This is a genomic window from Nocardia sp. NPDC051929 (genome assembly GCF_044548645.1).
Lineage (GTDB): Bacteria > Actinomycetota > Actinomycetes > Mycobacteriales > Mycobacteriaceae > Nocardia > Nocardia sichangensis.
On sequence record NZ_JBIUCG010000008.1, the window covers coordinates 237,677 to 263,193 of the forward strand.

General features: G+C 62.5%; 18 protein-coding genes and 1 tRNA gene. 8 read left to right on the forward strand and 11 right to left on the reverse strand.

What is annotated here, in order from left to right; genetic code table 11:
• Window positions 1-23: 23 nt before the first annotated feature.
• The gene (locus ACIHAX_RS12840; RefSeq protein WP_397277386.1) at window positions 24-269 is read right to left on the reverse strand and encodes a hypothetical protein; all 246 of its coding nucleotides are present in this window, start codon (window positions 267-269) and stop codon (window positions 24-26) included.
• Window positions 270-472: 203 nt separating this feature from the next.
• On the opposite strand from ACIHAX_RS12840, the gene ACIHAX_RS12845 reads away from it, so the two are divergent.
• A tRNA-Asn gene (locus tag ACIHAX_RS12845) sits at window positions 473-545 on the forward strand.
• 79 nt (window positions 546-624) lie between these two features.
• On the opposite strand, the gene ACIHAX_RS12850 is transcribed toward ACIHAX_RS12845, so the two are convergent.
• From ACIHAX_RS12850 to ACIHAX_RS12880, 7 genes are all read right to left on the reverse strand, one after another.
• A complete protein-coding gene (locus ACIHAX_RS12850; RefSeq protein ID WP_397277388.1) occupies window positions 625-1,839 on the reverse strand; it encodes a tyrosine-type recombinase/integrase in 1,215 nt (404 codons plus the stop codon).
• Between the two features lie 233 nt (window positions 1,840-2,072).
• Window positions 2,073-2,657, reverse strand: a complete 585-nt coding sequence (locus ACIHAX_RS12855) for a helix-turn-helix domain-containing protein (RefSeq protein ID WP_397277390.1) — start codon at window positions 2,655-2,657, stop codon at window positions 2,073-2,075.
• Window positions 2,658-3,757: 1,100 nt separating this feature from the next.
• Window positions 3,758-4,732: a UDP-glucose 4-epimerase GalE gene (gene galE, locus ACIHAX_RS12860; RefSeq protein WP_397277392.1), complete on the reverse strand. Its 975-nt coding sequence runs from the start codon at window positions 4,730-4,732 to the stop codon at window positions 3,758-3,760.
• A complete protein-coding gene (locus ACIHAX_RS12865) occupies window positions 4,729-5,757 on the reverse strand; it encodes a hypothetical protein (protein WP_397277394.1) in 1,029 nt (342 codons plus the stop codon). Before ACIHAX_RS12865 ends, galE begins: the two co-directional genes overlap by 4 nt.
• Before the next feature lies 1 nt (window position 5,758).
• Window positions 5,759-7,087 carry a phosphomethylpyrimidine synthase ThiC gene (locus tag ACIHAX_RS12870; protein ID WP_397277396.1) on the reverse strand — a complete coding sequence of 443 codons (1,329 nt, stop codon included), beginning with the start codon at window positions 7,085-7,087 and terminating at the stop codon, window positions 5,759-5,761.
• 16 nt (window positions 7,088-7,103) lie between these two features.
• Window positions 7,104-7,502 carry a hypothetical protein gene (locus ACIHAX_RS12875; RefSeq protein WP_397277398.1) on the reverse strand — a complete coding sequence of 133 codons (399 nt, stop codon included), beginning with the start codon at window positions 7,500-7,502 and terminating at the stop codon, window positions 7,104-7,106.
• Window positions 7,503-7,653: 151 nt separating this feature from the next.
• Window positions 7,654-7,833 (reverse strand): hypothetical protein, encoded by a 180-nt coding sequence (locus tag ACIHAX_RS12880; protein WP_397277400.1) that lies wholly within the window; start codon window positions 7,831-7,833, stop codon window positions 7,654-7,656.
• 311 nt (window positions 7,834-8,144) lie between these two features.
• Here ACIHAX_RS12880 and ACIHAX_RS12885 point away from each other — a divergent pair, with 311 nt between their 5' ends.
• Both ACIHAX_RS12885 and ACIHAX_RS12890 read left to right on the forward strand, forming a co-directional pair.
• Window positions 8,145-9,605 carry a helix-turn-helix domain-containing protein gene (locus ACIHAX_RS12885; protein ID WP_397277402.1) on the forward strand — a complete coding sequence of 487 codons (1,461 nt, stop codon included), beginning with the start codon at window positions 8,145-8,147 and terminating at the stop codon, window positions 9,603-9,605.
• The gene (locus ACIHAX_RS12890) at window positions 9,602-10,498 is read left to right on the forward strand and encodes an aminoglycoside phosphotransferase family protein (RefSeq protein ID WP_397277404.1); all 897 of its coding nucleotides are present in this window, start codon (window positions 9,602-9,604) and stop codon (window positions 10,496-10,498) included. Before ACIHAX_RS12885 ends, ACIHAX_RS12890 begins: the two co-directional genes overlap by 4 nt.
• Window positions 10,499-10,522: 24 nt before the next feature.
• Here ACIHAX_RS12890 and mobF read toward each other — a convergent pair whose 3' ends face one another.
• Window positions 10,523-15,259 (reverse strand): MobF family relaxase, encoded by a 4,737-nt coding sequence (gene mobF / locus ACIHAX_RS12895; RefSeq protein ID WP_397277406.1) that lies wholly within the window; start codon window positions 15,257-15,259, stop codon window positions 10,523-10,525.
• Between the two features lie 1,337 nt (window positions 15,260-16,596).
• Here mobF and ACIHAX_RS12900 point away from each other — a divergent pair.
• From ACIHAX_RS12900 to ACIHAX_RS12920, 5 genes are read left to right on the forward strand one after another with little or no spacing between them, the layout of a single operon-like run.
• A complete protein-coding gene (locus tag ACIHAX_RS12900) occupies window positions 16,597-18,804 on the forward strand; it encodes a sigma factor-like helix-turn-helix DNA-binding protein (RefSeq protein ID WP_397277408.1) in 2,208 nt (735 codons plus the stop codon).
• On the forward strand, window positions 18,801-20,936 hold the full coding sequence (locus tag ACIHAX_RS12905) for a DEAD/DEAH box helicase family protein (RefSeq protein ID WP_397277410.1): 2,136 nt from the start codon (window positions 18,801-18,803) through the stop codon (window positions 20,934-20,936). Before ACIHAX_RS12900 ends, ACIHAX_RS12905 begins: the two co-directional genes overlap by 4 nt.
• 13 nt (window positions 20,937-20,949) lie before the next feature.
• The gene (locus ACIHAX_RS12910) at window positions 20,950-21,141 is read left to right on the forward strand and encodes a hypothetical protein (RefSeq protein ID WP_397277412.1); all 192 of its coding nucleotides are present in this window, start codon (window positions 20,950-20,952) and stop codon (window positions 21,139-21,141) included.
• Window positions 21,138-23,195, forward strand: coding sequence for an AAA family ATPase (locus ACIHAX_RS12915; protein ID WP_397277414.1), 2,058 nt, complete (start codon window positions 21,138-21,140; stop codon window positions 23,193-23,195). The genes ACIHAX_RS12910 and ACIHAX_RS12915 overlap by 4 nt, the downstream gene beginning before the upstream one ends.
• Window positions 23,192-23,665, forward strand: a complete 474-nt coding sequence (locus tag ACIHAX_RS12920; RefSeq protein WP_397277416.1) for a hypothetical protein — start codon at window positions 23,192-23,194, stop codon at window positions 23,663-23,665. Before ACIHAX_RS12915 ends, ACIHAX_RS12920 begins: the two co-directional genes overlap by 4 nt.
• Here the strand turns inward: ACIHAX_RS12920 and ACIHAX_RS12925 are convergent.
• Both ACIHAX_RS12925 and dndE read right to left on the reverse strand, forming a co-directional pair.
• The gene (locus ACIHAX_RS12925) at window positions 23,639-25,126 is read right to left on the reverse strand and encodes a DNA phosphorothioation-associated putative methyltransferase (protein WP_397277418.1); all 1,488 of its coding nucleotides are present in this window, start codon (window positions 25,124-25,126) and stop codon (window positions 23,639-23,641) included. The genes ACIHAX_RS12920 and ACIHAX_RS12925 overlap by 27 nt on opposite strands.
• On the reverse strand, window positions 25,123-25,515 hold the full coding sequence (dndE, locus tag ACIHAX_RS12930) for a DNA sulfur modification protein DndE (protein WP_397277420.1): 393 nt from the start codon (window positions 25,513-25,515) through the stop codon (window positions 25,123-25,125). The genes ACIHAX_RS12925 and dndE overlap by 4 nt, the downstream gene beginning before the upstream one ends.
• Window positions 25,516-25,517: the final 2 nt, after the last annotated feature.

Consider the following 25,517-nt stretch of genomic DNA (forward strand, 5'->3'; position numbering starts at 1 on the left):
GATCGGTCACAGCATGTGCGGGGTCAGCGGCGCAGCTGGTCGTGCGGTACCAGGAGGGTGGTCCGCTCATCGATCGGCTCCATCGGTTCGAGGCGGGGGCGGGTGCTGAGCTTGTCCGCCAGTTTCTGCCTGCCGACGAGCACGAGCTTGCGGGTCACCGGGCTCTCGGTCAGCGCGCGGGTAGCGGCGCTGATCTGTTCGTAGCGAGCCCGCCCGGCCTTACTGCCGAGTACGTAGCCGGCCGCCACGCCGATGATCAACCGCAGCATCTCGATGTGCTCCTCCCAGTTGCCAGTTCGCCGCCCCCATCCTGCCCGACACCCCACACGCCTGTCGATCCGGACACTCGGTAGCGACACCCCCGCTCTCAGTGACAACTCAGCAGGTAGCGCCGCGATTTGGGCCTCCGCCCAGCGATACGCTAGAGTTTCTCCTCGGCCCGCCCGATACCAACCGGACGAGCCAAGGGCAATCCCCTATAGCTCAATTGGCAGAGCAGCCGACTGTTAATCGGCAGGTTTCTGGTTCGAGTCCAGATGGGGGAGCTGTGACCAGGGCGAACGTATTAGTTCGACCCTGGTCTTGTCCGTTTCGGGGGTCGAACGACACGGAAACGACACGTTTTCATCCCGCGAGGCGTCCCAGGGCTGCGGTGAAGTCGGGTGCTTCGGTCGGTTGGTCGATGTAGTGGCGTTTGGTGACGGAGTCGTTGGCGTGGCCGAGTTGCTGGGCGGCGGCTTGGGGGCCGTATTGGTCGGCGATGAGGGATGCGACGGTCTTGCGGAAGGTTTTGGGGGTGACCCATGCGAACTTCTCTCCGCGTGCTTGACGCCACAGCCGGTTGAAATTGTGGGGGTCCCAGATGCCGCCGTCGCGGTTGGGGAAGACGAGGTCCAGTTCGTTCTCGATGGCCTCTGCTTTGACGCGGCGGAGGGTGTCGACAACGAACTGAGGTAGGACGACGGTCCGGTAGCCGGAGTCGGTCTTGGTCCATTCCTGGCGGATCAGGCCCTTGCCTTTGATGCGGACGATCGTGCCGGAGAGAGTGATTCGCGGCGGTTGGGCGTGCAGATCGACATCACACCAGCGCAGGGCGAGTGCTTCGCCGGGGCGCGGGCCGGTGCCGAGTTCGACGTCGGCGACGTCGAGGACCCGAGGGTTGCGTCTGGGGCCGTACGTGTAGCCGGGCGCTCCATCGAGGGGCTTTCCGTCCACCCAATCCTGGAGTTGGGTCCGCAGCTCGGCGAGGGTCTCCAGGTCGGCTGCGCGCGGTTTCTGGCGCTTGCGGGGCAGGTCGGCGACTTCGCGGACGGGATTGCGGTCGATGGCGTCGTGGCGGACGGCCATGCTCATCATCTCCGAGAGGATGACCCGCTGTCGGCGCGCCTTCTCGCGGTGTCCGTTGAGCACGATGCGCTTGAGGTGTGCGTCGATGCGGGAGGTCGTGGCTTCCCATACGCGCAGGCCGCCGAGCGCTGATTTGATCTTGATGGTGCCCTTGGTCGCCCGGCAGTCGGTGGAGACCTCGATCTCCATCCAGTACAGGTCGAGCGTCTGTTGGGCGATGCCTTCTTGCAGCACTTTCTCTGCGAGCCACAGGTCGGCCAGATCGGCGAGCTTCGTGTCCCGGGTGATCAGTCCTCCCCGGCTTCCGGTGCGCTGGGTGAGCGACTCGCGGAGGATTTCTTCGGCGCGGCCCTTGGTGGGGCCGAATTTGTGGACAGTACGGGTGATGCCGTCTTCGTCGCGGTAGCGCGTGGTTGCGCGCCACCTTCCGTTCGGCTGCCGCTTGGTGGTGATCCGGCCGTAGGTGCCGATCGGAAGCGATTGTCTGGGCATCACTGTCCTTTCGAGGAGTCCGTCGGATGGTCATGGGCCGCCGATCCCGCCTGGATGGTAGGGCGGTGCTCGGTCGCGGGCTGCGCGGCGAATATCGGCGGCCGACTGGGAGATTGCTGACTGGCTCGTATGGGGTGTCGACGAGCCAGAAAACTGCCCTATGGCAGTAATATGCGTCAAGATCACAGAGATTGCCAAAAAATAGCCGACTTGGCGGCTGGAGTGATGTTCGGTCAGCGGTCCCGGCTGCGGCGGCGTTGTGGTTGTGTGGGTGGCCGACGTCGAGAATCTTGGGCTGTGGTGTTCGGCTCTTCGGGTCCTGGGTGTCCGCTCTTGTCGAGTTGCTCTTGTTCCCATCGGAGTAGGTCGCTGAGTCGGTACCGTCGATACCGGCCGATCCGCGCGTATCGGGGACCTCGCTTGGTGGAGGCCCAGACTGCGAGCGTCTTCTTCGGAATTTTGAGACGTGCTGCTACTTCTTCCGTGCTGAGCCACACGTCATCGGGGTTCACGCCGGCTCCCGGGAAGAGAAGCTGTTGTTTGTGCAGCCCTGGACGTGAGGCTCTGAGCGGCTCGCTGTGGGTGGCGGTCGTCGCACCGATGCGGTGCGGGTGACTCTCCGTGAGTTGGGGAGTAGTGCACGGCCCGGGATCACGTGCACGAGGTTGCGGTGTTGGTATCGAACAGGATTCCGACTCAACGGAGTCCTCCTTCTCGGGTGGCTTTGAGCGCGTGAAAGCGCTGTGGTGGGACTGATCCGCCTCGAGAAGCTGTTTCGTTATTACCACAAGGGAATGCGTCCGGCAACGACGGTTCATCCCCCGGGTGGGACACGCTGGTGTGTATCTACGGCTGGAGTCCGGAGCGAGTTGATGGCAATGCTCGACTCGGGCGACAGCGCTGCGGTTCCGGAGACGATGCTGCGGTCGATACTTCGTAATCCTGATGCCGCATGGGGATTGGCCGTGCTCTGGCTATGGCCGACACCGGCGCGGTTACCTGATGCTCGGAGCCAGCGGCAATCGGGTTATAGCCGGAGGGATCAGCTTCGTTACGCGTTGAGCCACCGGGGGCCTGTTCTGCCGTTGACCCCCACTTCCCGACCATGCCGTGGACGGGTGTTTTGTGCACCGCCAGGTTGTCTTGCGAGCCTTCCGGGCACATGTGGCGCGTCGCCGTGCCGAACAACGGCGCCGACACCTCAAGCCCGACAAGTTCGGATAGAAGCGCAGCTGAGAAAGTTCATCCTCTAGCAGCACCTGCAGCTGCAGTGGAGACCAGAGCAGATCTTCTGGCTACGTGCTCGGTCTCCCGCTGCAGCTCGGCGGTCTATGCGATGCCTCTGCCCGAAGGCGACGTCCATCTGATGTCGGGCTCTAGCTTCACGCTCTTCAATCCACCGCGGATCAAGTCCGAATTCACCGGGTTGTGGTTGGCCTGTTATTGGCTCCTGATATTCGGCGAGCGCGCGGCAGTACCTGCCCATCCGGATACATATGCTGATAGCCTTGTGGTGCCCAGGATCGCCAGGTAGGTCGGGATTGCTGCCCTGGATGGCTTCGGCGTCAACCTCTCTATGCAACGCTGCAGCGTAGAAGTGGTTGCTCGCCTCAATGTACTGGACGGTAACCAGGTACTGCCACGCATACCGTTCCATGCCGTGATATTCGGTGTTGTTCTTGAACTGGATGCGAGTGTCCAAACTTGATAGTCCCCGACTCGTACCCGCCCACTCTCGATCGGTGTCGGCTGCGGCTGTCCAGACGCCCATGCCTCGGCCTCCCGGAAAGTTTCGGCATAAGGCTTCGTGCGCAAGCCTCCAGTCTGTATCAGTCCACTCCGGACACTTCATGTCCGCATTGTAGTGATTCGCCAGGAGAGGTACCGGGCTCTTTGCTTACGCTGGAATTTCGGCTGCCTACCGTGGCTCGCTATGGAATCGCCACGCATCGCGCACGATGTCGGTGATGGCCGGTTTTTGTGGTGTCCAGCCGAGTTCGCGTTGTGCGAGTTGGGAGGAGGCGTAGAGGGTTGCGGGGTCGCCTGGTCGTCGTGGTGCGGTCTCGATGTCGAACGAGATTCCGGTGACTTCTTGGATGGCTTGGATGACTTGGAGATTGGAGTAGCCGATGCCGTTGCCGAGGTTGTAGATCTTGTGTTCGCCGGGGTGGATGTTGTTGAGGGCGAGGAGGTGGGCGTGGGCGAGGTCGGTGATGTGGATGTAGTCGCGGATGCAGGTGCCGTCGGGGGTGGGGTAGTCGTCGCCGTAGAGGGTGAGTTTGTCGCGGTGGCCGAGGGCGGTGTCGAGGGCGAGGGGGATGAGGTGGGTTTCGGGGTTGTGGCGTTCGCCGATCATGGTGCCGTCGCCGCAGTCGTGGGCGCCTGCGACGTTGAAGTAGCGCAGGGAGATCGCGCCGAGCGTGGAGACGCGGGTGTAGGTGGTGATGGCTTTGTCGATGGCGAGTTTGGTGTCGCCGTAGGTGTTGACCGGGTTGGTGGGTGAGGTTTCGACCAGGGGCAGGTGGGTGGGTTCGCCGTAGACGGCGGCGGTGGAGGAGAAGACGAGTCGGCTGACGTGGGCGGTGTGCATGGCGTCGAGCAGGGCGAGGGAGGCGCGGGTGTTGTTGTCCCAGTGCCATTCGGGGTGGTGCATGGATTCGCCTGCGGCGATGAGGCCGGCGAAGTGCAGGACGGCGTCGTAGCCGGCTGTGGGGGTGAGGATTTGGGCGATGTCGTGGACGCGGAGTTCGATGAATTCGGCGTCGAGGGGGATTTGGCGGTCGTCGTTGCGGGAGAGGTCGTCGATGACGGTGACGTCGTGTCCGGCGTCGAGGAGCAGTCGTGTGACTGTGGCTCCGACGAATCCTGCACCCCCGGTGACCAGGATTTTCATCTGACCTGCACTTTCATGGCGAGTAGGTGGTCGTGGATGGTTTGTTTGTGCGTCCGGAAGTGGTCCTCGGGGCTTTCTCGGCGTGCGCTGCCGGTCCAGCAGGTGATCCGTTCCCAGGCGCGCTGCTTCACCGTAGTCAACGCGACCGGGTCGGGTGTTGTGTGCCATGCGTCGGCCATGGCGCGTGCGAGGGCGTGGACGGTTTGGTGGTGTCGGGCCACGATTCGGCCGCTGCTGGTCACGGCGTAACGGGTGTAGTTGACCGCGTCGGAGCGTGGTTGTCCGAACTCGGCGTCGAACCGGGTGAAGGCGTGGTGGAGGTAGGTCCAGAATCGTCCTGGGTCCATCGGCGGCTGGGTGGGGTCAGCGCGCCAGCGCAGCTCGGCGCGCATCTGTTCGGCGAGGTGCGGTGCCATGTGACCGAAGTCGTGGTGGGCGTAGGCGCCGTCGAGCATGCCGGTGGCTCGCAGGATCTTTACGCACAGTCGGCTGACGAGCAGGTGAGAGTGCGTGGAAGCCGTTCCGGCGGACCATTGGTCGTGGAGGCCGAGCCAGAAGTAGGCCTGGGTGTAGAAGAGCAGGATTTCGTAAGCGTCGCGGACGTCGAGTGTGACGGGGTGGTGGTCGGGTAGGCCGCGATCGGTGACGGGTAGGCCGAGGTTTTTGAAGTCGTGCCCGAGAGAGGTTTGGATGGCGCGGTAGTCGCCGAGCGACAACGTCATCAAATCCACTGTGGTGAAGTGTTTCTCGGCGAGGGCCACGAGTTCGTGGATCTGGGTTGAGGGATGGTCTCCGTAGTGGACGTACAGGAGGTCGACGTCGCTGATCAGCAGCGGCTTGCCGCCATGGCGGATGAAGGCGGGTTCGCCGCGGGCGAGGGAGCCGCCGACGATAAGCCAGTCGTCGGCGGGTACGCAGTGCCCGAGCGTGCGGAGGTCTTTGGCGATATCGAGGGCTTCCCGGGCGACGGCGGTGGCGTGGGGGAGTCGGGAGATGATGCGTTCGGCCAAGGCGGTGGTGTCCACTTCATGCCTCCGGTTCGATGGAAGGCGCGGGCATGGGCAGCAGAACGGGTCCGGGCTGGTAGGCGGGGACGGGTGTTTCCTCGTGCGCTTTTTTCGCGGTGATGTGTGGGCACAGTGATCCGCAGATGGTGCAGGGCGCGCCTTTGCGCAGGCCGTGGGTGATGAACGCGTTGCCCGCCAGGCCGGGGTAGAGGGCGTGACCTTGCTGGATGTCCCAGTCGTTGGCGCGGCGGGCCACGCTGATCGCGCGTTGCCGTGCGATTTCGGGTTCCCAGCCGCGTATGAGGTCGAGCGCTGTGATGGCGACACGGACCATGCGGATGGAGGTGGCGGTGTCGGGCGCGGTGGGCATGGCGTAGTGCTCGTTGTGGGTGATGGAGGCGAACATGTCGCCGCCGCACTGTCCGGCCGTCGCGACACCGAGGGCGTTGACGGTGTCGTCGAGGGTGACGCCGTTGTCGATGACCATCGGTCCGGCCAGCCACAGCGGCGCACCGCCGAGCGCTTCTTTGTAGGCGGGGATCAGGTCGGGAATGCGGTGCAGCGGCATGTGCCCGCCGCTTTCGCACAACACCTGTACTCCGGCGTTCAACGCGTCTTTGCGGAGTTCGGCCAGCAGGTGGATCTCGCGCCATTTCAGGTCGTCGCCCGCATCGGCGGTGGCGCCGGGGCGGAAGATGTCGCCGAGGTCGAGGACGACTTCGTGGCGGCGGCAGATGTCGAGGATTCCGTCGAAGTACTCGATCAGAGGGTTGTCGCAGTGGTGGATGCGCATGTAGCGGGCCAGCAACCCGCCGCCTCGTGAGGTCGTGGGCATGATTCGGTCGGATTTCTCGCTCATCTGCGCGAGGGCGGGGTTGATGCCTGCGTGGATGAGGACGAAGTCGACGCCGGCGGCCAACCCGAGCTCGAATCGGTCCAGGAATTCGTTGCGGCTCAGTTTCTTCCGCGGGTCAGCGAACAGGTCGTATGTCAGGCATGCGCCGAGCGGTACGCCCATGACTTCCTTCAGATCCGCGCGCAGCGCCACACCTTCGGGGTTGGTGGTCAGGTCCATGACAGCGTCGGGTCCAGCGGCGAGGATGACCGCCATGCTTTCCACGATGGTCTGCCTGTCGCGGTCACGCGGCCCCAGTCCGACGAGAGCGGCGACTTTCCGGCGGGTGTCCTCACCAACGAGCAGCGGTTTGAAGGCCGTCATGTGCCGGCTCGCGTGCGACCGCAGGAACACCAGGGTGCCGCTTTCGACCCGGCGGGCGGCGGTGTCAGGGTCGAGGTCTTCGGCCAGACAGGTGGCGATGAACTGGGGATCTGTTGCGAGGGTGACCATTGGCGTGTCCTTTCGATCAGGGACGTATCGGAGTAGTGGGCCCGGCAGGCCGCGGAGCGGGCGGTTGGCCGTCGACGACTTCGGTAATCAGGTCAGCCCAGTCGACGGCCAGGGCACTGACGTGGATCCATGCCTCATGCACGGCGGGTTCGAAGGCGTGCTCGGCGGCCGCCAGCGTCAGTTCGGCATCGACGTACGCGGCGGCCAGGGCATCCACTGCCGGTCCTATGCGTTCGGTGCCGCGTCGTGGCTGAATGTGGGTGCTGACCCAGTTGTCGATCAACGTGACCACATCGTCTCGGCGTCGGTCGACTTCGGCCGCGCGTTCGGGGATGACGCGGCGGGTGCGGTGCAGATGCGCCAGCGCCTGCGCCCACCGCGTGATCAGATGGTCGCCCGGGTTGTGGCCCGTCACGCCGCGGAACGCCGCGCAGAGCTGGTGCCAGTCCGGAATCCGAGGAAGCTGAGAATCCGGCCCGGAAAGCGAGACACCCTGTCGCACAGCCGCTGTCATCTGCGATGAACGCGTCAGTATGGATGTGTGGTGTTCGGTGGGCATGCTCGGGCTACGCCTCGGTTCCGAACGAGTAGGCCATCGCCGTGAGGTAGGGCAGGCATCGGCCGCCGTGGGCAGCGTGAGCGTGGAGAATGAAGCGGGCGCGGTCCAGGTCCAAATCGATAGGTTCGACCGCACAGTCGTGATACTGCACGGCCCACAGATCCCGTGTGTTCTGCGAAATTCTCACGACAGCTCCCTGACAGTCGGTGGGTGGGCACGCCGATGCCGGGCCCAGTCGCACAGCGTCCGAATCCGGCTCCGCCCGTTGCTGATTACTTACGAAGGGCGGAAGGGAGTCGACCGCATGCCCCGGCATCGGGTGCTGGTCCCAGATTCGCGGCCGCGGCTTGCCGTCCCAACGCCCGACGGGACTAGCCCCACTGGGGCTTGCGCATCGTCAATAACTGGCTGCGATCAGGCGAAAGGATCATTTGTGCACGTAGAAGCCATCCACCGCATACTGTGAGACAAACTGCGGTCAACCGACTGAGGTGAGATATGAATACTGGGGGACGTATCTGCCGCACATGCCGCACGGCACTGCCCGCAAATCACGCCGGAAACCTCTGCGCCGACTGCGCCTGCGCTGCCGGGTTCAAGCACGCACTCACCGCCGACTTCTTCGACGATCCCACGATCCGCGCGGCGCTGGCAGACCACGACTTCAGCGTCGTGTTCACCTTGATTCGCGAAGCAACCGGCCTCTCACAACTTCAGCTGGCCGCGTTGCTCGACCTCACACAGTCCAGAATCTCAGCCGTCGAACGCGGAGAACGCCGTCTCACCAGCGCCAAGCTGGTCGCCAGAATCGCCGAGACCTTCGCGATCCCCGCCTCGCTACTCGGGTTCGGCTCCGGAACTGCGAGTAATCTGGCCCGCGAGGAGGTGACGTGGGTGGAACGCAGAGACTTCATCACCCTGGCAACCGCAGCCGCCCTCGGTTCCCATCTTCACCCGCAACTCGACCGGCTGGGCAGCATCCTCCCTGACCGACTCGAGCCAGTCACTCGACCCCACATCGGATCCGCCGACATCGACGCCATCGAAGCCATCACCGAAGGATTCCGGCGATGGGACCTCGCGCACGGCGGCGGACTCTGCCGGACCGCGGCACTCACCCAACTGCACCAAGTCCGCGCCTTGGAAGGCGCCGCATGCGCCGCCGACGTTCGAACACGTCTGTGGATCGCTACTGCTGACCTGGCGAGCATGGCCGGCTGGCTGGCCTACGACATCGAAGAACACGACTCGGCCCGCAAACTTTGGACATACGCCCTGCAAACCGCGCACCGCGGCCAAGACCATCCGCGCAGCACCGACCTGACCGTCAGCATTCTGCTCGACATGGCCCACCAGTCCCTGCACCTGAAACGACCTGACGAAGCCCTGAAATTCGTGCAGCTCGCCTCATCGACCGCCGCCAGCAGGCGCAATCCGGTCAGCACCATCACCGCCGGGTACATCGCCACGGTAATGGGGTGGTGCTGGGGATCCCTGAACGACTCCGCAGCCACCCAGCGCGCCCTAGGACTGTCCGAAGACCGATACGCCGCAGCCCAACCCGATACCACTCCCTCCTGGGCATGGTTCGTGACGCCCGCGGAGATCGCCGCTCAACACGGCCATGCGATGTATTTGCTGTCGCTCTCCGACCCCAGATTCGCGCTATCGGCGGTCGAGCGTCTGTCGACCGCGATACCTGGACACGCCAGCGAACATGCGCGCAGCCGCGCCGTGGCCTTGCCCACCCTTGCCGGCGCTTGTCTGCAAGCGGGTGATTTCGAATCAGCCATCCGACACGGGCGCGAGGCGATCACGGCGATCACGGAGCTGTCGTCACCCCGCTGCTACGTCCGCCTCCGCGACCTGGACACCATCGCCACCCAGCACGACAGCAATCCGATCGTCGCTGAATTGCGCAGCGATCTGCGGGCAGTCCTCGCCTCTGCCGCCTCATGACCACCGACAGCCAGCTTCCCGGCCGCGCAGCCGTGCGCGCCGCCTGTCAGGAGTTCGGCGTCGACGACCGCGACGCGCAACTGCTGCATCATCGGTCGAACGCAGTGTGGTTGCTACCGCACGCTGACCTCGTCGTGCGCCTGGCACCCGATACCGCATACCGGCGCGAGCGCGCTCACACCACCGTCGCCGTCACCCGGTGGCTGGCAGCCGAAGCCCAACGCATCGCCCTCACTCCAGCGTCGGGAACCCAGCCAGTCACCGTCAGCGGCGCGATCGCCACGTTCTGGCCCTACCGCCCCTCACCAGGTCGGCCGGGCCCGGCCGACCTCGGCACACTTGTGCGGCGCCTGCACTCGGTGGCGCGGCCGCCGTTCCCCGTGCCGCGATACCAGCCGCTGCGGCGGCTGTTCGAAGCCCTGGCCCTTGAAGACGAGCGGACGACACCCGCACTCACCGACTCTGACCGCGCGTGGCTGCGCGCCCGCGCCGAGGCACTGGTCGGCCAGTTCACCCAGACCGAATTCCCGCTCGGGGAGGGCCTGGTGCATGTCGACGTCCACAGCGAGAACGCCGTCTGCGATCACGGTGACTGGGTACTGATCGACTGGGACCAATGCAGCATCGGACCACGCGAACTCGACCTGGTGAACGGGTTGCCCGATCACTTCCACCAACCACAACATGAGCGGGCACGCTTCGCAGCGGCTTACGGCTACGACCTTCTCGACTGGCCCGGATGGGCCCTGCTGCGCGACATCACCGAACTGCATTCCCTCGGTGCCTACATCCGTCTCGCGCCGACCAAGCCCGCGGCGGCCGAAGAACTACGACATCGCCTCCTGTCGTTGCGAGCGGACGATAGAGCCGTGGTGTGGCAGGTGGTCTCGTGATCCGGCGACCGTGTGCTCGCGATGTCACAGTCCTAGATCGGCATCGAACGGCGGATCGAAGAAGTCCAAAGATTCGTCGATGTCGAAGCCGTTTTCGCTTGGCATGACGGTGGCTTGGTGAAGTCGGTTTTGTATCGCACGCTGAGCCGGGGTCAGCGTGCTGCGGCGGTGCTGCTCGGCGCGAGATTGGTTAAGTTCATGTTGGATACAAGCGATTCGTTCGCTCGCTTCTTCGTCAGCGGAGTCTTGGATCTCCACCCTGGTGAGGGGTTGGGGTGGGATGGCGGCGGGATGGCTGGTGAGTATGTGGTCCCAGTCTTGTTCGGGTCCGGCGAGTAGCACTGCGTCGCGGTGAGTGTTGCGTGCGGTGGCGCGGGCCGAGTCGTGCTGCCGATCGCGGTTGTTGCGCTCGATGATCAGCGTGTCGATGTGCGCTTGTAGTTGGCGGCGTGGGCCACGCCGGTATCGCGGAGTTGCCGCGAGCTCGGTGAGGGTGTTGTGTAGTTCGGCGGCAGTGACCTGTGTGGCTTCGATCGCTGCTTGGAGTTGTTTGTCGGCGTGGCGGGCGTTGCGGATCGCATCCTGTGCGGCGCGATGCTGGCTGATGATGTCCTCGGGACCAGGTTCATCGTGCTGGTAGGCGCCAGGATTGAAGATGAATGTGTCGGTGTCGACCAGCGCAAGTTGTAGTTGAAGCTCGCCGATGTGCTCGTCGAGTTCCCCGTCGGTCAATAGCATCAAGGCGTTCGTTTCAGACTGCATCGTAGGCCCTGTGGACACGGGAGTTGCGGTGTCGTCGTTAAGTATCGGATGGTCGACGAGAGCTTGGTCGGGTGGGAGTTTGTGGTGTTGTACTCGCGACCACAGTGCGGCGGCGGGCATCTCGTCGGGCAGCGGTCGTTGGTTCGCCGCGTCGGTGAGTATCTGCATGATTCCGATTCCGGCGCGGTCGGCGGCCTCGATCTTGGCGGCGAGGGTGGGCCAGTATGGGTCGGCGGTTATGCGTGGGTCGAGGTGTTGGACTACCGGCGCCCATTTGTTGACCGCCAAGGCGCTGCGGTCTTTGAGCGCGTTGGTTAGTTGGTCGTCGAGTCGCTTCTGGTGCTCGCGTTCGATCGTGGTGTATCGGGGCGGTCCGGTGGGGCGTTGGTCGTGGTCGGGGATGTGGAGGCTGGCGCGCCACACCGCGAGGTCGGCCACCAGTTGCGGGTCGGACTGGAGGAGTGTGTGCGCCCAGTGTGGTGCGGTGGTGGGTGTCCAGGTGAGGGTGTCGTCGCGGATTTGTTGGGCGATATTGGTGACGATGCGGTGGCGGGCGTGCAGTTCTTCGGCGAGGGGATGGTCGTCGAGTGTGTGTGGTAGCCCGCGTGCCCAGGGGAGGGGTCCGGTGGCGGTGGAGTGTGTGTTGGTGGGGTCGAGGCGCCAGTCGAGGACGGCGGCGGGGTCATTGGCGGTGTCGAGTTCGCGTACGGCGGCCGCTGTCTGGAGGGCGGTAACGGGGTCGCGGCCGGTCATCGCGATAACTGCAAGGTGTTGACGGAGGACGGGGTAGGCGGGACTGTCGGTGAGATGCGGGCGCAGGGCTTCGGCGGCGGTATCGATGCGGTGCAGCGTGTCCGGGCCGAGCGCTTCTTCGGCCGCGACACCGATCGCGTCGAGGTAGATGTCGAGTGCGTGCCCGATACGGGCGTAGGGATCGAGCGCGTCTCGCAGTTGCGTGTGTGCGGATTTCTGTGCGCCATCGCGTTCAAGCATGGACACGAGAAACTCGATCGCGGTGCGTGGTAAGACGGCGGGTTCGCTCCAGAAGGAGGCTTCGCTGCCGTCCAGTTCGGTAGGGATATAGAGGTGGTTGCTGTGGACACCGCGCGTCATCGCGACGTACAACTGCTGGCGTGATTCGGTTCCGGTGAGAGCGACGTGGCAGGTGTCGGCGGTGATTCCTTGCACGGAATCGATCGTCGCGGCGTATCCGAGACGCACGTGTGCGCGGACATAGTCGGCTGGAAGCCGCACCGTTCCGCCACGGTTTTCGTTATCGGTGGAGTGGTGTGTGGCGGTGATGCTGCCGTCATCGTGGATGGCGGTGATGGTCCAGGTGTAGCCGTTGCGTACCCAGTCGTGCTCGCCGAGGCGTAGTCGTGGGCTGTTGCGGCGGGTACGGATAGTGTCACCCGCTGACGCGGTGAGGCCGTCGGCGAGTGCACATTCGGCGCCGACATTCGCCCCTGCGTGTGCAATTCGATCGGCGCGTGCGCGGGCGTTGAGTGCGTTCACCACGTCGTGGGTGGCCGCGAGCATGATGGTGTTGCGGCCGGCGGAATGGTCGGTCATCCATGCGGTGTAGGCGTCGTCGTGGGGCCCGGCGCGCACGCGGCCGTTGTCGAGATACCAGCCGAGCGCGGCCGGGTCGCCGTCACGTAACTGCAGACTGGCGGTCGCTTCGCCAGGGGAGGCGAACCGCACGACGTGGGCGAGGGTGAGGGTGTGGTCGGGCGCGGCTGTGTGCATGTCGGCGTCGGCGCCGCCTGCTTCGATCGCTGGCAGCTGCTGGTCGTCGCCGACGCAGCGAATCGTCGCGCCACGCTCTGTCAAGAATTCGAGCAGGTGGAGGCGTTTGAGATTACCGAGCCTGACGTGCTCATCGACAATCACCAACGTATCGCGGCCGATCACGGATACCCATTCCGGTAGTGGAAAAGGTGGCTTCTCGTGCTCGGGCGAGGAGATGTCCGCGCGCTGGGTGTGGTGGGGCAGAGTATGGAGGAGTTTGTCGACGGTTTCCACGCGCGCGCCGATCGACTCCGCGAGTACCGCGGCGGCGGACGCGGTGGGGGCGAGGCCGAGGACTTTGCCGCCGCTGGTGTGCCAGGCGGTGGTGAGCACGCGCATCGCGGTAGTCTTGCCCGATCCGGCCGCTGCGTTCGCAGTCTGCAGGCGCAATCCGGAGGTGGCGAAGCCTTCGATGACACCGACTTGTCCGGCATTCAAGGCCCGATCCGGGTGAGTGGTGTTGTAATTGAGGACCGCGGCGTGGACCGTTTCCGGTGTCAGTTGCCGTCCGCCCGGCTGGACCGACAGCTCGATCAGTCGCCGCTCCACCGACAACACGCGCGCCGAAGTGTAGAGCTGTGTTGTCGGATTCGTGTAGACGTTGGTTCCATCGCGGCGGCGTAATACATGCGGAGCCGTGCTCACTCGGGGTTCATCAATCACGTCGGGATCCCCGCGCGAGATCGACCGCGCAGGCGACAACGCCTCCGCAACGACAGCGTCGGCGACCCATTCCCAATCTGTGGGCGTGACTTTTCCGCGTAGCTGTCGCTCGGTTTCAGCACGCACGTTGGTGGCCCGCCATGTCGAGCGGTGCTCGGCCACCACTTCCAGCACCTGCTCGGCTGTGCGCGCGATCCACTGTGGCGATGGAGTAATCCGCTGTGTCTGTCTGGGATTCAGTGCTGTGGTGACCAGTCGTATCACGGCATCCCGGCCGCCGAGCAGCGCTACCGCCTCGACACGCCAGGCGGCGCGCTGTTCGGCCAGTGACCGGAGTGCGTGCTTGATGGGACGCGTTTCGAGGGTGGCCTGCTGTGCCAGGTCGTACATCTCGCCAGCGACGGGTTCGCGTCCGAAACGCTGCTGAAAGTCCGCCGCGAGCTGGCCCAATCGCAGTCGAATGTCGGCTTCCCGGCGCGACCACGCGTCGATCAACCCAGTTGAGACGCCGACGATTTCGCGCACAGGGCGTTTTGTCGCGTCGGCGGTGGGGTGTTCGGCGAATTCGACGCCCACGAGTTCGGCGAGGTGGTGCTCCAGGCGGGTGTTGTAGATCTCCGAAACGGTGACCACGGACTGATAGATCGCGCCACCGTAGAGGGTGCGCCAACGCCCATCCAGCGTGCGGACCCGGTTGGCGATCAGCACATGGGTATGCAGGTCAGGGTCGCCAGCGCGGGACTCGCGGTGAGTGAACCGGGCAGCGACGATGCCCTCGACGTCCACTTGACGCACCCCGTTGCGCCCCAGGCGGGTGAAGATCGCATGCTGCTCCAACCATGCGAGAGCGTCATCGGTCGCAGCGCGGTGGGCGGCCTCGATCTTCTCCGCGACCGGCTGGGGCGAGACCGCCCACAGCGCCGACACCGACTTCACTGGCGAGAATGTGATGTCGAAACCTGCCACGGCGGCGGTGTTCGGGCGCGAGTTCTTCGCTATCCAGCCGGACAACTCGCGCGCATCCATCGGTGCGCGTCCGTAGTCTTCGGTGAACATCTCCGTCGCCACCGCAGTTCGAGTACGCGCCCGTGCCGTGTCGGCAATAGCGTCGCGGGCGTCGAATCCGTGGGCAATATTGTGCGCCTCGAACGCGTCCGCGCATCGATTTCGGAATTCGGAATCTTCGCGATAGATGCGAAACGGGTTGCCCAGCCGTGAGGCTTTATCCGCCGCGCGTGACGCATCCTTGTGGTTGGCACCCAACCGGATCTGCTCGTCGTAGACAGCGGTTTCGACCAGATCGGCGTTCGGATGACGACCCAGTCCAAACAGGGACTTCATCTGTTCCTCGGTCACTTGATCACTGGTGGCGATGTCGAGCGCGTTCAGGCCGGAGCCGTGCCAGACTCCGGGTGCTTCACCATGCGCGGAGTAGTAGTCGGCCAGGCTGGAACGGCCACGGGAGCTGGTGTCATGGGCAGCCACACTCCGCAGGTAATACTGATAACCGTTGCCTGCCACGACTTTCTGAATCGTCGCAGTCATACCTCCATCAAGCAACGATACCGCCCGCTTCGACAAGTGGGCTCCCTACCTGAATCCGGGCAGAATTCACAGAAACACCTGATCGTTATCATATCGTTACCCTGGATGAAAGAGGTGTGGGGGCTAGAAGAAATGGAGCGAGGAAGGGATAGAGGATGATGAGAAGTGTTGTTGCGCTTCAATACAGGTTGCGGTGCTAGGGGATACTTCGCGGTAATCGTTACGGAGTCGTACGTAGTTTGCAGATTCTTCGGGGGGTCGGGTGTCCGGTGTTGATACCGGCGGGCGTTCGGCCGCCGCCCGTGCGTGGTCGGCGATCTCGCGGGCGGTTGTGGCGGCGCTGTCTTCGGTCCGGGGCCAGCAAAGTGTCGAGAGCGCGGTATGCGCGGCACAGCTCGGCGAGCGGCCTGGGTCGGCGCGCGAGTGTCAGCCTCTTGCGGAGGTACGGGGTGGAACTTGACGGATCGTCGCAAGATTTCTCTTGTGGGTCTACGGTTTGTCGGCGGAGCGCATCGGCATCCTGGTCTTGGCGCGGCGGGGTCGAACTTGTCCATGGGTGTCGGAGACCGGCAAGACCGCGGCGCTTACCCAGCTGGCGGAGACCGCGAACGCGCGGTCGGCAAACGCTGTCCTGACCAAGCGCGCTCGGTCCCGGTCGCCTATGTCACCGTCCTACCTCGCGCCATGCCGTGACCATTGATCATGGGCAGCCATGTACGAACTCACCATGGCCGATCCTTCGGAGTCGTGGTCGACCACGGTGACGAGGTCTACCCCAGGCTCTCTGAACCTCGTCGAACCAACAGCCTCCACGGGTTCGTACCCTTCGTTCATCGACGGGTCCATGGGACCGATATCGTCGGCACCTGCGACCCGCCTCGACAAGCCCAAAGGCACCGGCCTGTCACCCGCGCACCTGACCAACTCAAAACCTCCGTGGCGGGGGAGTTCCGGCCGACATACGGTGACTGTCGGGATGATTCGCTAGTTTCGCATGCGCGTGCCGCGAGTTGCAGCACAGGGTCGCGCCCGAACAAGAAGCGGTAACATCAGGGCGGCCGGGTGTGCATCCCGGAGTTCTGGCGGAGGCTCGAATGAGGATGCTTGGGGGGTACGCCAACTCGGCGAGGCAAGCTGCCATACACGCAAAGTCTTGGAATCAGCCGTTCTCTGGGGCGAGAGTCTCACTGTCACAGCGGAAAATCGTGCATGTCTTGTTCGCCACCAGCGCAGCCACCGCTCTCACTGCTGTTGGCAGGCGAGGATCGTTCAGGACGAGATGTCGACGTCGGTGTCCACCGATATACAGGACGCGATGCTGGAAGGAAGAGCACCACATGACCGCCGACTCCACAGACCTGCGCGCGCGCAGCTGGTTCGATGCCTTCCCGTGGCTGGTAAGTGCCGCAGATTCGGCTACGGCCGTTTGGTGCGCTGACGCGATCGACGACGTGGACGCGGTCATACGCTCGCAGCGACTGGCCAAGGTGTGCGAGTTGGCAATGGCGCACCTGACTATGTGCACGATCGGGGAAATCTTCCCCGGATTGCCAGCCAGCATCAATCTGCGGCGCCTTCGGTTACCAGCTCGTGCCGTCAACGCGCTCAATAATCATCAGTGCTTCCGGTCCGGTGACCTCGTGGGCCTCACGCTCGACGAGATGCTGGACTGGCGGCAGGTGGGTGTCGGCACGATTGACACCATCCTGCAGGCGCTCGCTAACGCCTCAACGGCGGTTGCATCACCTGTGGCCATTGCCGAGCATACATCCGCAGTACCAGCCCAGCTGGAACTGCAACTTGAGCAAGTACGTGTCTCCGAGCGGATGATGTCGGTAGTCGACGACCTGTCCCGAATCGCCACCTGGTACGCCGCTGTCGGATTGCCTTGTGAGCCCATGCTCAGGACAGAGGCGGCGCTCGGAACACCTGAAGAAATTGTCAAGGCCCGCCAACGGATTATGGCTCTCACAGCAGATGACGTCCTTGTCGAAGGCTGGTCGGCGATCGATGCAGCAGGTCATATCGACGAAGCTCTGCGTGCGCTTGACCCGCGTGCCGTTCAGATCTTGTCCGCACGCCTTCTTGCCGAAGATCCGATCACGCTGGACCGGGTGGGCAAGGAGTTCGGCATCAGCCGCGAGCGGGCGCGTCAGATCGAAGGCAGTGCCCGCAGCGCGGTGCTTGGTCTCCTGAGCGATGGGGGGCCGCTTGGACTCCTCGCCGAGACAGTACGAAACTTGGTCAGTAAGGTGCGCCCGCTTGACGACCTGCTCAAGCTTGTCCCAGGCTTCGGCAGGACCGTCGATTCGGCTGGAAAACCTGTTTGGCGCATCCTTGGTCGGCTTGAGGACGCATATGAAATCGAAAACGGCTGGTGTATGGCGCCGACGATGACCGCGGCGCAGACGATGACTCAAACCCTTCTGCAGGAGCACGCCGACCGATATGGTGTCGTCCGCCTAGACAACTTGGAGATCATCGAATCCAGTGAACCGGAACGTTTGCCGGAGTTGACGGCGGCGTGGCTGACCCACTGTGGCTACGTCGTCGATGGCGACTTTGTCCTCACACGTACCCAGTCCGTCGGCGACTACGGCGCGGCCATGCTCTCGATCACGGGCTCGCCGCTGAGTACCCAGGAGATCGTGGACCGCTTCGTCCTATTGCGCACCGCCGGGTCGTTGCGTAACGCCATGAGCCAAGACGATCGCTTCGAGCGCGTCGACCGCGATCGTTGGGCGCTTAGTGAGTGGGGGATGGAGGCCTACGTTGGGATCCGTTCCTTGATCCGCGAGCAGGTAGTGCGTGGCGGAGGAAGGGTGAAAATCAACGATCTTGTCGATTCGATTACCCGTACCTACAGTGTCACCGCTAGCAGCGTCATCGCATATGCCAGCTCGTTGCCGTTCGAGGCGAAGGATGGGTTCGTTCGGATGGCCGGTGCTGATCGAGAGATTCGGAAGTCGCCCGAACGAACCCGGCGCCTCTTCCGCCGTCAAGCGGCCTGGTGCCACCGCATCCGAATCACCAAGGACCATCTCCGTGGCAGTGGCTCGGTAGCCCCGATGGCGATCGCCAAGATTGTCGGTCTGCAATTTGGACAGAGCCGCCAACTCGAATCGCCGCTCGGTCCGCAGACCGTTGCTTGGAACGGGCCACAGCCGTCTTTCGGCACGATCCGTCGCTTTTTGATGGATGGTGATGTGGCGGCTGACACCGAAGCGTTCCTGATCATCGGCGACGACGGCAGCTTCGCATTCGAGCCAGTTCGAGAGCTAACCGGCGATTCAATGGCCGATGCGATGGCACTGATCGGTGCCCCGTTGGGGCTTGACGTACCCGCAGCCCTCCAAGCGCTGGCGGCTGCGATTGGCCTGCCAGATGGTTCCTCGGTGGCCACTATCATCGGCGGCTACCGAGAAAGGGATGACAGCGACATTGCCGATCTACTTACGAGCATTCGTGAGATCCTGCAGACAGGCTCTCACCCGCAACGGCAATCACACACAACCCACGTTGAAGACATCTTGGATCTACTATGATCGCAACTGAATCCGGCCTCCGTTCACTATCTCTTGGCGACCGCTTCCGCAGCGACAAAGAGGATGTTGTCGCAAGCTTCTACATGCCAGCTTTCTCTGCGGCAACAAGTTACAGCCGTGCTGTTGGTTACTTCACCTCGACGAGCATGGCGCTGTTCGCTCGAGGCATCGAGGCGTTCGCTGCCAGGGGCGGCAACATGCGACTGGTAGCGTCGCCGCAACTCAACGAGGAAGATGTCATCGATATTGAGCGCGGTTACGACGTCCGTGAGGTCGTGGAGCGGGCCACGCTGCGGGCGCTCGATCTCGAGCAACGCGAAACTGTGCTGGACGGATTGGGACTGCTCGGACGCCTTATCGCTGAGGGGCGGCTTGACATCAAGCTGGCATTCGTTGCCCAGGAAGGGCGCGTCGGCGTCTACCACGAAAAGATCGGTATCTTTCGAGATGCGTTCGGTGACCTTGTTGCTTTCACCGGCAGCAGCAACGAGACATACGGCGGACTTATGGCCAACTTCGAGTCAGTCGAGGTCTATCGCGGCTGGGTAGCTGGCGATGGCGCTAGAGCCCGGCGCCTCGAGGCTGATTTCCAGGCGCTGTGGTCCAATCAGACGCTGCACCTCAGCGTCGAGCGCTTCCCCGATGTCGCCCGGGAGCGCCTGCTTACGCTGGCAAATGACCGCCCGACCGCCTCGCTACCGGGACGGGATGACGCACTCACCCCTGCACCGGTCGTGGCCTTCGGGCCGGCACGGCTCGCCATCCCCGACTGGCTGACTATCCGTGACTACCAACGTGAAGCAGTCGAGTCTTGGCTCAGGCAGCGCGGCCGAGGCATCCTCAAGATGGCAACCGGTACAGGAAAGACCAAGACGGCCTTGATCGCGGCCGTGCAGCTTGCAGGTGTCCTGCACCACCGCGAAGAGCCACTGATACTTCTGGTCCTCGCCCCTTTACAACATCTCGTCGACCAGTGGATTGGGGAGATCGAATCTTTTGGTGTTCGGGCGGTTGCGGTCTACGAGTCGAGCCGGAAGTGGCTTCCGGTGGTCGATGATCAGCTCAATGAAGCCCGGCTTGGCCAGCGCCCAGTGGTCGCTATGGTCGCGACCAATTCCTCGTTCGCTGGTAAAAAGTTCCAGTCCGTGCTATCCCGAATCACGCAGCCTCTGCTTATCGTCGCCGATGAGGCCCACAATCTCGGCTCGTCGAATTTCCGCTTGTCGCTGCCCCAGAACGCCACTTACCGTTTAGCGCTATCTGCCACACCGGAACGATGGTTCGACGACCACGGTACAGATGCCCTCATCGATTATTTCGGCCCGATCGTGTTTGAGCTTGGCCTCGGCAGCGCTATCAAGATGGGTGCACTTTGTCGCTACACCTATGTTCCCCGCCTAGTCGAGTTGAACGAATACGAGACTAGCCTGTATGTCGACCTTACCGGTCAGATTGCCAAGCGCCTTGCTGCGGGCGACAGCCTTGACGACGACAACCCAGACTCACCTATCGGGTTCCTGTTGCGCCAGCGAGCTGGCATCCTCGGCCACGCTGAGGGCAAGCTTAGACAGCTCCGATCCGACTTAGCAGCTCGCAGCGACTCGTGGTTCCAGCTTGTCTACTGTGCAGAAGGTCGTCGCCCAACTGCCCCCGAGGATCTACGAGGGCCAAACCAGCTCAAAGATGTCTTGAATCTGGTCGGCAATCAGCTTCGCATGCCGACGCACTTATATGTCTCCGAAACGCTACGCGAGGAACGCAGAGTGCTGCTGCGTCGCTTCGGCACTGGCCACGACCTGCAAGTGTTGGTCGCCATGCGCTGCCTCGATGAAGGAGTCGATATACCAGACGCTCGTGTCGGCTACCTACTAGCGAGTAGTAGCAACCCCCGGCAGTTCATCCAACGTAGAGGGCGCTTGTTGCGCCGAGCCGAGGGCAAGGAGCAGGCAGAGATCCTCGATTACTTGGCAGTGCCTCCGTCAGGCACACCGATCAACTTCGATGTCGAACGAAGCCTCCTTGCTAGAGAGCTGGAACGCGCCAACGAGTTCAGTCGGCTCTCAGAGAATTACGAGACAACGCTGAAGATATTACGACCACTCAAAGAGCGCTATCAATTGATGGATATGTAGGAACGGAATAGGTGTGAGCGATATCGAGGATGGGCGCCAATTGGCAAGTGTGGGTCGGACGGAGACGCAGGTGATTGCAGATCTGAGTGATGAGCAGAGAGCGTTCCTAAAACGTGTGCTTGAGATCGAACGGGCGAAACTCCATCTGCGCGCCCACAGGGCGACAGACGACCTTCTTGCTGCAGTGAAGGAGATTATTCCGTGATACTTCATTCGATCACCTTGACGAACTTCCGCCAGTTTCGTGGCGTCCAATCGTTCGACCTCCGGCCCGATTCTTTCCGCACCGTTTCCATGCTTTTCGGAGCTAACGGTGCTGGCAAAACAACCTTCCTGAATGCCTTCACTTGGGCACTCTACGGCGTTATGTCTGACGATGTAGAACAGCAGGAACGCATGGTGACCGACAGTGTCTGGCAACTTCTTCCGATCGGCGATTCGGTCGAGGTCGCAGTCGAGGTGTGGTTCGATCATGAGGCGCAAAACTACCGGCTGCTTCGATCGGCGACACTGCGAAAAGAATCATACGAGCAGTCAATGCCTTCCCATGAGGTGAAGCTATGGACAACCAGAACCGACGGCTCTTCGGAAATTGTTGGCGCGCCGCAAGAGAAAATTCATACGATACTTCCGCGAGGTGTCAGCCGCTTTTTCTTTTTCAACGGTGAGCGCATAGAAAACTTAGTCAAAAAGGGTGCTTACGCGGAGGTTCAGAAGGACATTAAGGTGCTCCTGGATTGGGAGCATGTAGAACGGGCGATTGCCGACCTGCCCGCAGTCGATAGACGCTTGACACAGGACCTTAAAAACCGTGGAGGCGACAGAGCCAGCGAAATCCAGACCGCAATCGATGAGCTGCAAGAGCAAGACACGGTCGTCCGCGAGCAGCTGAGGGTGCTCGAAGGCGAGCTCGCGATTCTCAGTGAGGAGCGCGAGAGCGCCACCAATCTGCTCCGCCAGCATGCTGCCGCGGCGCCAATCCAGGAACGACGCGACGCGGTCACGAAGGAACTTGAGGAGGCTCACGCTGCTTACGAAGAGGCAGTCGCCGAGCGTGCAACGCTAGTTGCCACACAAGGTTTCTTGGCTTTCACCGGGAGCCTCGGGGAAAAGACGCAAGCCATGGCAGACAACCTGTATGAGAAGGGCGCACTGCCGGCACCGCTAAAGCGCGAGTTCGTTGACCAGCTACTTGAACAGGGCGCCTGTATCTGTGGTACACCGCTCGCTGAGCACACCGGACCGTGGGAGGAGGTCAAGGACTGGCGTCAGCGGGCAGGCCTGCAAGCTGTCGAGACCGCATGGCAAAAGCTAAGTGGGCAGCTGGCGCCGCTCACGGCCGCACGCACGAAACTGCACAACGATCTCATGACCCTCATGAAGCGTATCGGAGACCAGCGCGAGCGGGTGGCCCGTTTGGTGGAGGACAAGTCCGAACTTGATGGCAAGCTGCGTGATAGCGCCTTGGAGGATGTTCAGGCGCTTGAAACCAAACGGATGGACCTCAACAATCGCATCGACACTAAGCAGCGGCAGATTGGTTCAGTTCAAGCAGAATTGGAGCGCATCGCCAAGGATATCGAGCGGCAGACCAAGGAGCGCAGTCGTGCCGAGGTAACTGATGAGCTCGCTGCAAAAGCGCGGGCCCGCTCTGACCTTGTGCAGTCGGTCCTGCGGGCGCTTAAGGAGATTTTAGCCTTCCGAGAAGAAGACATGCGGAAGCGTCTCGATGCTGAGCTTAAGACGGTGTTTCGCAGCATCACACATCAGAACCACGTTCCGACGCTTGACAAGGGCTTCGAACTTACGCTTCATAAGGACGTGAACGGCGTGAAACTACCTGTGCCCAAGTCAACTGGAGAGAATCAGATACTGAGCCTCAGCTTTGTGGCTGCGGTATCAAAGTTGGCACGCGAGACCCGAAAGAAGCGTCGTGCCGAGGGGCGCTCCGCCGAGGACGCCGGAACCTATCCCATTGTGATGGATGCTGCATTCGGATCACTCGATCAGGACTACCAGCAGACCGTCGCCCGTGCTCTAGCGAAGATGGCGCCGCAGCTGGTGGTCTTGGTGAGTAAGAGCCAAGGGCTTGGCGATGTCGTCACTGAGCTGATGCCCTATGTCAGCCACCTCGGCGTCATCGAGACACACACCTCTGCGCCGGGTAGCGCAACCGACGACATAGAACTTGAGGGCATGTCCTACCCATATATTCGGCCAGCAGAGTCCGACCACTCAGAACTAAAGGTGATCAAGTGACAGTCACACCTGGCGACGTCCGCATTCGCCGTCCGCGGCAACACGAACCCCTCATGCTAGAACTGCAAAATGAAGCGCATTTTGCCACATTTCGAGACATTCTGCTGTTCGCGGCGGCTATCGGCTTCCATAAGCGTCGTCGGGTATCGTTCACGGCTGCTTCGGGTGACCCGATCCGCTATGAGACGCTGACATCGCCTGGTTTCAGCGAAACCCTCGTCAACATGATCGCAGCCAACGTCGTGACTGATGATCCGGAAATTATGGATGCATTGCGTATTGAGGAACGGATCACAATTTTCGAGGAGCATGCGAATGGCGGACTGGAGTTCCTCCAGGAGCAAGTCAATGTCCGTCACCAACCCGCTGCGCATGTCATCATTGACCTGGTGACGGAGGCATTCACTGAAAGCGGAGGGGCTAAGGCAGCTTCTGTCGACGAGCTACTGAGCGGTGTCACCTGGAGGTGACCCGCCTGACGCGCTAGCCCGAACCAAGCGATGGCCTCGTAGGGAGACAGCGCCAGCCGTGAGGATCGCGTGCCAGCCTTTCAATGTCCCAATCTTCTCCGGATGCTTGTATAGACCGGCACGTACTTCGGAGCGCGTCAGCCGTTCATAGAGTGGGCGCCTTGGGTGATCTGGACCGAGAAATTCCTCTTTTCGATGAAGGATCGGAGGATTGTCCGCCCGGCTGTAGTCGCGCCACTCAACGGTCAGATTGTGCAGGTTTACCGTCAATGCTGAGCGGAGCGTCGGGTGCGGATCTCGATCAAAGTGGGGGTATTCGAGATAAGATACCTGGGGCTGCGTTATAGATAGTTTGATCATGTTGGCATGCTCAACAGTGCCCGCAAGGACTCGGGCACACCCCTCATATACCTGTAGCAGTGGAGAAATGTCGGCTATCGCACTGCGATGGATATAGAGTGCGCTCGGCGTCTGCTTTCCGATACGTGAGCCTCGCGCGTTGACATAGAGCATTGCGCGGTCACCACAGGCAAGCAGCAGACGGTCGGCTTGGACACAAACTTCGCGGTATGTGCCAAATAGTGCCCGTATGTCCGCGGCAAGTAGTGCGTCGAGTTGAGAGAAGCGGGGACGCCGGCCACACCGTGACAACGCGACGTAGATCAACAGCTCAGCTCGGCGTTGGACGGTCACCTGCTCCCAGAAGCTTTCGTGTGTTACTTGGCGTATCAGGCGATGAGCCTTATCAAGGCTGCCGAGCGCCTCCTGAATAGCGGCACGAGACTCGTCTGGGAGCTCCCCTGCTCGTGGCGGACGGGCATGGTCACGCATGAAATCGAACAGTGGTGCTAGCGTCTCATGGTTCGCTTCGTACTGACTTTGAGGATCGATTGCCACTCTGGGCCGGTAGGTGTAGACCCGCGATGCTAAGAAGCGCTGAGCAGCAGCTTGTTCGCGGAAGACGTAGAAGATACCCGGTGCCGCTGCCTGGGGGTGAACACCGAGGATTTGCTCGATCCACTTGGCGAGTTCTGCCTGCTCATAGAACTTTTGAAATGTGCCTGCGCGCGTGATCAGGCCGTCTCCCAAAGGACGCCCCACTAGGCCTCGGGCATCCCAGGTCAAACGCGCCGAGACGATGAGGAGCTTGTCTGTGAGAGACCAGGCGGACCGCAGGGTGTCCGCCCGCTCTGACGGTCGCTCAATGACATTTACCACATAGCCGAGGTTTACCACGTCGGCCACGTGCTTTTCAGCTCCTGGGCGGTGAGCCGGATCCCAGCCATCGATTGCATACCCGAGCGCTCGGAGATGACGGATATCGTCGCCACGCCCGCATCCGTAGTCGAAGATTGAACTGGTCGGGGCGAGTAATCCGTCCCCTACCGCCGTTGCGATGGGACGAGACAACCCGGAGCGTGTCATCGCCGTTTTGTGGCGGGCGACGGGGTGATGACTCATGCAGCGGGAAATCCAGATAGCCCAACGCTAGCCAGGCCGGCCGCATCTGTTACTCGAGGATCGCCGACTAGGTAACCTATGCCTCGGTGCAGATGCAGGCGGAACTGCTGTGCCACTGTCTCCTCGGCCAAATCCAGACCGTCCCGATGACAGCGCAGCCGCACCAGCGACCAAAGGACATCGCCGATGTCGCCGCCGAAGGTTCGCCAGTTCATCTCGACGTTGCTGTCGAGAGTCAGCTTGACGATTGGCGGCGGACCGGGTTCTGCGAGAGAGCGGCACAAAGCCCATCGGCACAGGATGTTCCAATGTGCGATACCGGTGCGACGCTTGAGGGTGATCAGTTGGTCGCGGGCCGTCTGTGATAGACGGATGTGTTCGATAGCCATAC